Origin of the sequence: Loktanella fryxellensis (assembly GCF_900110065.1) — a bacterium.
GTDB classification, from domain to species: Bacteria; Pseudomonadota; Alphaproteobacteria; order Rhodobacterales; family Rhodobacteraceae; genus Loktanella; species Loktanella fryxellensis.
Genome location: NZ_FOCI01000047.1, coordinates 1 through 7,685 on the forward strand (window position 1 = coordinate 1; position 7,685 = coordinate 7,685).

The following is a 7,685-nucleotide window of genomic DNA, read 5'->3' on the forward strand; positions in this document are numbered from 1 at the left end:
CTTGCGGGCCTCGCGCGACGATGACCGCACCGGGATCGCCGCGGCGATCATGTCCGGTGGGCACATCATCGAGACCGCCGAGAACGAGGTGAACACCTACGGCAACCCCACCCTGCACGCCGAAATGGTCGTCATCGGCGCAGTCACCGAAAAGCTGGACCGCAAGGACCTGTCGGGCTGCACGCTGATATCGTCCCTGCAGCCATGCGAGATGTGCCTGTCCGCCATGCGGTTCGCAGGGATCAAGCGCGTCATCTACTGCGCGCAGCAAGAGAATGTCGCCGAGAAGTATTTCGTGTTCCCCAAACTGCACATCACCGATTTCGAACAGGCCGGTGAGGCGTTCGAACATATCGGTGGAGTCCTCGAGGACGAGGTCCTCCACCTCTATGCGAAGGGCGACGAATGAACGCTTGCCGGCCAGCCGCATAGGTCGTCCGGATCACGCCGTCCGCAGGGCTTCTTCCTCTACCGTGCTTCCCAAGAGATCGGCGCAGACCGCAACAGCGATCTCGTGGCTGCCGGGCAGGCCCTGGATGAAGGGATGCTGCGCCATCAGGAAACTGATCGCCGCCAGATAGATCGCCGGCGGCTCTCCCGGCGACAGGTCCAGACCGAAGGAGTCCGTCAGGACAGACTCCAGCGCATTCTCGCCCTCTCCGATCTGCGCGCGCAGCGTGGGGAACGGCAGGGACCCCACCGTCAGACTGCGCTGGCCCCGCGCGTCGATCAGCGTGTCGCAGGCCAGGGTGTCTTGCCCCACGGCGATGGTGAAACCGGGCACATCGGCGCGGGCCGCGATGGCATAGTCCGCCCCCAACGCCTCGATCGACAGCAGGCCTGCGTCGGCCAGTGCGATCAGCCGCTCCATCGAAAGAGGCGGCACGGCGGCGTAGTTGTCGACGAAGACCTTGCGCAGGCTGCCATCGAACCGACGGCGGTCGTCGCGGGACATCTCGGCGTAGTGGTCCGAGAAGGCCTCGTGCATCCGCAAGACGGCGTAGCGCCAGGGGATCGTGTGACGTGCGCTGGCATTGGCCACCGACTGGGCCAGGTCCGCGCGCGCCCAGGCGAAGGGGTCGCTGGCCTGACGCCGCGCAAACATGGCGCCAAAGACGGTGTCGGCATTTGCATCGACTTCCCGCAGATGCGCCGCAAAGGCCGGATCGGCCACGTCGATCTCGGCCATGAAGAGGGCGAAGAGGCGGTCCAGCAGACCGTCCTGACCCTGCGACACGCAGGCGGCGACGGCGGCGGGGGTGAAGACGGCACACGCCTCGTAGGGCAGCGGACAGTAGAAATCCGTTTCGGGCAACAGCCCGGTGCGCGACGCCATGGTGACATGGGTGCGGTCGTCCGCGTCGTGTCTGGTGAAGACCAGCCCCTCTGCCGTTCGGTCGAACGTGCCGATCCGCCCGGCCACGGCCACGACCGCGTCGATCCCGCTGAGCGACGTGCCGAGGATCGCGATCCGGGGTCCGATCTGCGGCGCGTCGATCAGCCCGGTCCAGGGGTTCGGCAGCACGACGCCGTTTGGCAGGTTCGCGCTGCCCCAGTCGTGGCCAGAGGCGATGATCGCGCGGTCGAAGGACAGCTGCGTCTCACCCTCTCGCCCCGCGATCGTCAGGCGCACGCCGTGATCGTCCGCCGCCAGATCGACGACGTTCTGCTGTTCGCGGATCGCGATCCGGTGACCGTGCTGCCGCCCGTGGATCACCAGCAGCTCCAGCTGGTCGCGGAAAAACATGCCGAGCAGGATGCGCGGATAGAACCCGCGGTCGCTGATCGCCGTGCCGTCGACGCCGTAGGGGGCGAGGAAGCTGGCAGGCTGACGTTGCAGCCAGGCCTGATAGGTTTCGGTCAGGGGCGGAATCTCGATGCTGCCGATATTGGCCAGCATGTTGATGGTGGCGAACTGCGGCGAATAGGGCATGCCGACGCCCGCCATGCCGCTGCGTTCGAACAGGGTGATGAAGCAGGGCTCCGCTGCGGCGACCAGGGCGTGCAGTGCATACACGCCGGTCGGCCCGCCACCGACGATGGCGATGTTCAGCGCCATGTGGGGACTAGCATGCTCAGTCGTGACCGCCCGACGCTTCTATCGTTCGCGTCTTCATTATCCGACATGCAATATTCCCCCACCATGCGCCGGCATGGCGTGATCATTGAACGGCGCCATGGAACATGTTGTTCCGCGCTACGCTATGAGGAACTCGACCTATAGCAACGAAACCCGATTTAACCGTTCATTCCGGAACGCGGGATTAAAGCGCGGGTTATTCTGTATACCCCTAGGTGCAGGACGCTGTGTTCTGCCGGGTCTACAAGGATAACCAACATGGCCAAGATGAAGACTCTGGACGATCTGTTCCTCGATACGCTCAAGGATGTCTATTACGCCGAACGCAAGGTCCTGAAGGCTTTGCCCAAGATGAAGCGCGCCGCGCAGAACGAGGCGCTGGCCGCTGCCTTCGACAAGCATCACGGCGAGACGGAAGAGCAGATCGAACGCCTGCAGAAAGTCTTTGAGATCCTCGGGAAGCCGGCCCGGGGCAAGACCTGCGACGCGATCGAAGGCATCCTAACGGAGGCCGAGGACATCATGGACGAGTTCAAGGACAGCCCCGCGCTGGATGCGGGTCTGATTTCTTCCGCGCAAGCGGTCGAGCATTATGAGATCACGCGCTACGGCACGCTGCACCGCTGGGCCAAAGAACTCGGCATGAAGGATGTCGCCAAGCTGCTGGACGAAACGCTCCAACAAGAGTGGAAGACCGACGCCGATCTGACCGCACTTGCGGACAAGTCGGTCAACGACGCGGCAAAAGCATCGTCGGCCGACAAGGGCTGATTTGGCTTCGCAAGTGACAAATGAGGGGCGGCACGGCATCGTGCCGCCCCTTCGTCGTTTCGGGAACCGCGCGCAACGGCAAGGATGCCAGTCCGCGCTCTGCCAGTGCCCTATGCGCTATCGATCCGGTGGAACAACCCATCCTCATCGCGCGTTCGTGAGGTGGACATCCGTGGCCCGGCAGAACGCCGCCCGCGGGACTGTCGCACAGGCGTGCGACGCGCGTCGCACTCATTCGGGACTTTGGAAATGGCATCACGCCCCGTCTGGAAAGGTCAGTTACGGTTGTCGCTGGTATCGATCGCGGTCGAGATCCACGCCGCGACCCGCACGGGGGCGCGCATAAGTTTTCGCCAGATCCATGGTCCGTCCGGCAAACCCGTGCGTTACGAGAAGACCGTGACCGGCATCGGCAAAATCGATACCGACGACATCATGAAGGGGTTCGAGCTCGACAACGGCGACTACCTGCTGCTCGACAAGGACGAGATCGAGGATATCCGGTTGGAGACGAAGAGGACCTTCGAGCTGGTGCAGTTCGTACAGAGCAACGAGATTTCGCCTCTGTATTACGACAAGCCCTATTACATTGTGCCCACCGACGAGCTGGCGCAGGACGCCTACCGCGTGGTTCGCGATGCCTTGCGGTCGTCCGACCGGGTCGGGCTGGGGCAGTTGACGATGCGGGGCAAGGAATACCTCTGCGCGATCCGCCCCTGCGGCGACGGTCTGCTGATGGAGACGCTGTTCTACGCGGACGAGATCAAGTCCGCCGATCCGCTGTTCGCCGGGATCGAGGACGAGGCCGTGGACGAAGACCTGCTGGCCGTCGCCATGCAGCTGATCGACCGCAAGACCGCGCCCTTCGACGCCGGGTCCTTCAAGGATCACTACGACATCGCGCTGCGCGGCCTCGTTGAGGCCAAGCGCAAGAACCGCAAGACGCCGCGCAGCAAGGGCGACGGCGACGATGCCGGCAGCGCCGACAGCACCAACGTCGTCGACCTGATGGCGGCGCTGAAGGACAGCGTGAAGGCATCCGGCACGCGCAAGCCCGCCGCACCCAAGGCCAGCACCCGCAAGACCACTGCCCGCAAGAAGGCCTGACATGGACCGTCTGGCGCGATACCGCCGGATGCGGGATTTCGGGCGCACGCCAGAACCTCAGGGGTCCAGCGACGCACCAACCGGCGGGTTGCGGTTTGCCGTGCAGAAACATGCGGCAACCCGGCTGCACTGGGACCTGCGGCTGGAATGGGACGGCGTGCTGCTCAGCTGGGCTGTCACCCGCGGCCCCAGCCGCGACCCCGGACAAAAGCGGCTCGCGGTCAGGACAGAGGATCACCCCCGCGACTACCTCGACTTCGAAGGCGTCATTCCCGAAGGTTACGGCGCGGGTGCGGTGATGCTGTGGGACATCGGCTGGTGGATGCCGCTGACCGACATGGAGGCGGGCCTTGCCACCGGCACGCTGAAGCTGCGGATCCTGTCGCACCGCATGTCCGGGGCATGGACGCTGGTGCGGATGAAGGGTCGGCGCAAGGGCGACGCGGGTCGGCAGAACTGGTTGCTGATCAAGGAACGCGACAGCGCGGTGGGTGGGGCGGACGACCTGACTGACACTGGGCTGACCAGCGTGGCCACGGGTCGCACGCTGGACGCCATCGCCGCGGGTGCCACCACCGTGGCACGGCAGGCGGGGCGGCGCCCGGCGTTCCACGCACCGCAACTGGCGACGCTGCGCGACGCGCCCCCCACGGGCGACGTCTGGCGGATCGAGCCAAAGCACGACGGTTATCGCGCGATGGTCGCCCTGGGCAAGGGCGGGCCGCGCATCCTGACCCGCAACGGTCACGACTGGACCGACCGCTTTGCCGCGCTGACGCCCTACATGGCCGCCTTGCCCTGCAAGAGCGCCCTGATCGACGGCGAGGTCGTGGCGGGCCTCGGGCTGGAAAGCTTCGGCGCGTTGCAGACCGCGCTGTCGCAGGGCGGCCCCCTCGCCTTCTATGCCTTCGACCTGCTGCATCTGGACGGCAAGGATCTGACCCCCGCCCCCTTCGACGACCGGCGCGCGGCGTTGGAGAGGCTGCTGGCAGACCAGCCCGCGATGGCGCCCGTCCGCCTTTCGCCCTACCTGCGGACGGATGGCCAGACAGTGCTGGATGCGATCTGTGCGGTCGGCGGCGAAGGCATCGTCGCGAAGCGCGGCGATGCCCCCTATCGCGGACGGCGGACGACGGGCTGGCTTAAGGTCAAATGCGGCACGCTGGCCGAGTTCATCGTCGCGGGCTATGCGCCGTCCGACGTGGCGGGCCGACCCTTCGCCTCGCTGGTGATGGCGACCCGCGACGACGGCAAGCTGACCTATCGCGGCCGTGTCGGCACCGGGTTCGACGATGCCGCGATGGACCGTCTGGCCCGCGCGATGGCCCCGCTGCAGCGCGACCGCTGCCCCTTTGCCACCCTCCCGCGAGACGAAGGACGCAATACCGTCTGGCTGACCCCCACCCTCGTGGCCGAGGTGCGCCATGCGGGTTTGACGGACGCGGGCCGCATCCGTCACGGCGCATTCCTGGGTCTGCGCGACGACAAGCCGGCCCGGACCGTGACGCTGGACCGTGCCACCGGCCCGTCAGAGGACGTGGCGGGGGTGCGGATCAGCAACCCTCGCCGCATGATCTTTCCGGACGACCGCGTCAGCAAGCTGGGTCTCGCGCGGTACTACAACGACGTGGCCCCTGCGATGCTGGCGACCGCCGCCGACCGGCCGCTGTCGCTGCTGCGCTATCCGGCGGGGATAGCGGATGACGGCTTCTTCCAGCGCCACGCGGGCGATGGCTTTCCAGACGCGGTCCGCAGGATGCCGGTCCCCACGGCGGATGGCGGCACCGATACCGGCCTCTGGGTCGGGGATGCCGCAGGGCTGGTGGGTTGCGTCCAGATGGGCACGATCGAGTTCCACCTGTGGGGCGCGCACCGCGACCGGATCGACCGGCCGGACCGCATGGTGTTCGATCTGGACCCCGATCCGGCGGTCGGGTTCAACGCCGTGTGCAGCGCCGCCATCGATATCCGCGACCGGCTGGCCGACCTCGGGCTGGTCAGCCATGCGGTGGTCACCGGCGGCAAGGGGGTCCACGTGGTGGTCAACCTGCGCCGCACCGCAAGTTGGGAGACGGTCAAGGGATTCGCCCGGGTCTTCGCCACCCTGATGGCAGCCCGACAGCCCAACCGGTTCACTGCATCCATGGCCAAGGCGCGGCGCACGAACCGCATCTTCATCGACTGGCTGCGCAACGAACGCGGTGCGACGGCCATCGCGCCATTCTCGGTCAGGGCCCGCCCCGGCGCCCGCGTCGCGGTGCTGGTGGCCTGGGACGAGTTGCCGAACCTGCACTCTGCCGATTTCTGCACACTCGATGCCGCCCGCGAACGGGCCGCTACGGCGGCGATCACAACCCCTGCCGTCACGCTGGGGCAGGCGGTGGTGACGCGTCTGGACCGCTGGTCGGGACAGGCGGGCTGATCGTGCAGTTCAAGACGCCTATACTGCGCAACTCGTCGTCCTCGATCAGACGGCGGATGTTAACCGGAGCTTGCGGGCCCAGAGCCACAATTTCGTCTGACGGATCGCGCGGCGCTGTCACGCGCGCATTCTTTGGGCCAATGATGTTCTGCAGGGTAGCCTGATTGGATCATGGTCTGAAGAACGGTAAGTCCAGTGATGAGTTCATGATTGCATGAGTTAGCCCGAACTTGCGCGTTGGCATTTTCCGCATGATGGCTGCGGGGAGATATCGCGGACAGTCAGACATTTTTCCTATGAGAATGTCAGCTTACGTCAACCCGCCATGATCTGACTTCAGGCCCTCGCCGCTTTGGTGGATCACCATGCGGTCCGCCGGGAACGGTCTCAGAAGCGCGAACGCCTCGTTCGGTGTGCCGGTCAGCCACTGCGTGTAGTCCTCGGGGTGAAGGATCACCGGCATCCGGTCCGGGTGCGTGTCTTTCACAAGGGCGTTTGGCGTCGAGGTCACCATGGAGCTCGTGATCATCTCGCGCAGCTCGCCTCCGCCGTAGTTGCCTTTGTAGGAACGCCAGACGCCTGCCAGGGCGAAGGGGGGGCGTGCGCCCTGCGCCGTGACGCCGAACCACACGTAGGTGGCCGGGTTATGGCCCTTGGCCTCGCAGAAGCTTGTGGCCGGGATCAGGCATCGCCGCTCCTCGAAGCTCTTGCGCCAGAAGCCTGACGTGCGCAGCTTGTCGTCTCGCGCGTTGTTCACGGCCTTCGGCTGGATCGGCTTGCCCGTCTTCTTCGACACCGGCGGCATCACGAAGCCCCAATGTGCTTGGGCCATCCACCGGCTGCCGTCCGCGGCGAGACCTATGATCGGCGACATGCCCTTGGGGAAGATCGCCGGCAGCGGCTCTGCGTTGCCGAGGGCATCCTGGGCTGCGTCGACAGCGAAAAGCTGACGCATCGCCCTCCGTGCCAATAAGAGTGAGACATTTGACTGGCTAAAGTTTAGACTTGAGGGCGAAGGAGACCGAACCCATGGTAATGCCTTCACAGATGCCGCCTCCACAGGATACCGGATCTGAGATTTCGCCTACGATCCCACCCGCTCGCGTCGTAGCTGCGCCGCGTGTCCCGACGGCCGAGCTGACGACGACCCCGAAGCGGCGCACGTTCACTGCAAAATACAAACTACGCATTCTGGATGAGACGGACCATGCTGCTGATACAGGCACGGTTTCAGCCATTCTGCGGCGGGAGGGGCTTTATTCCTCCGCGTTGACCGATTGGCGCCGTGCGCGCGCAGCGGGGACG

Annotated in this window: 7 protein-coding genes; 5 read left to right on the forward strand and 2 right to left on the reverse strand. The window is 65.6% G+C overall.

Features of this window, described 5'->3' with window-relative positions:
* Positions 1-409 (forward strand): nucleoside deaminase (locus tag BMX16_RS16755; RefSeq protein WP_089905876.1); only part of this gene is annotated, 409 nt, incomplete at its 5' end.
* A gap of 33 nt (positions 410-442) precedes the next feature.
* Here BMX16_RS16755 and BMX16_RS16760 read toward each other — a convergent pair.
* On the reverse strand, positions 443-2,059 hold the full coding sequence (locus BMX16_RS16760) for an FAD/NAD(P)-binding protein (protein WP_089905878.1): 1,617 nt from the start codon (positions 2,057-2,059) through the stop codon (positions 443-445).
* A 279-nt stretch (positions 2,060-2,338) separates the two neighbouring features.
* Here BMX16_RS16760 and BMX16_RS16765 point away from each other — a divergent pair, with 279 nt between their 5' ends.
* From BMX16_RS16765 to ligD, 3 genes are all read left to right on the forward strand, one after another.
* Positions 2,339-2,851, forward strand: coding sequence for a YciE/YciF ferroxidase family protein (locus BMX16_RS16765; protein WP_089905881.1), 513 nt, complete (start codon positions 2,339-2,341; stop codon positions 2,849-2,851).
* A 249-nt stretch (positions 2,852-3,100) separates the two neighbouring features.
* Positions 3,101-3,958, forward strand: coding sequence for a non-homologous end joining protein Ku (gene ku, locus BMX16_RS16770; RefSeq protein ID WP_089905884.1), 858 nt, complete (start codon positions 3,101-3,103; stop codon positions 3,956-3,958).
* 1 nt (position 3,959) lies between these two features.
* Positions 3,960-6,380 carry a DNA ligase D gene (gene ligD / locus BMX16_RS16775; RefSeq protein ID WP_245731731.1) on the forward strand — a complete coding sequence of 807 codons (2,421 nt, stop codon included), beginning with the start codon at positions 3,960-3,962 and terminating at the stop codon, positions 6,378-6,380.
* Positions 6,381-6,690: 310 nt separating this feature from the next.
* On the opposite strand, the gene BMX16_RS16780 is transcribed toward ligD, so the two are convergent.
* Positions 6,691-7,335, reverse strand: a complete 645-nt coding sequence (locus BMX16_RS16780) for an SOS response-associated peptidase (RefSeq protein WP_089905890.1) — start codon at positions 7,333-7,335, stop codon at positions 6,691-6,693.
* A gap of 74 nt (positions 7,336-7,409) precedes the next feature.
* On the opposite strand from BMX16_RS16780, the gene BMX16_RS18110 reads away from it, so the two are divergent.
* Positions 7,410-7,685 (forward strand): transposase (locus tag BMX16_RS18110; RefSeq protein ID WP_245731733.1); only part of this gene is annotated, 276 nt, incomplete at its 3' end.

Coding starts and splice junctions, on each gene's coding strand:
- BMX16_RS16780 (WP_089905890.1), bottom strand. CDS start 7,335: ATGCGTCAGCTTTTCGCTGTCGACGCAGCCCAGGATGCCCTCGGCAAC.
- ku (WP_089905884.1), top strand. CDS start 3,101: ATGGCATCACGCCCCGTCTGGAAAGGTCAGTTACGGTTGTCGCTGGTA.
- BMX16_RS16760 (WP_089905878.1), bottom strand. CDS start 2,059: ATGGCGCTGAACATCGCCATCGTCGGTGGCGGGCCGACCGGCGTGTAT.
- ligD (WP_245731731.1), top strand. CDS start 3,960: ATGGACCGTCTGGCGCGATACCGCCGGATGCGGGATTTCGGGCGCACG.
- BMX16_RS16765 (WP_089905881.1), top strand. CDS start 2,339: ATGGCCAAGATGAAGACTCTGGACGATCTGTTCCTCGATACGCTCAAG.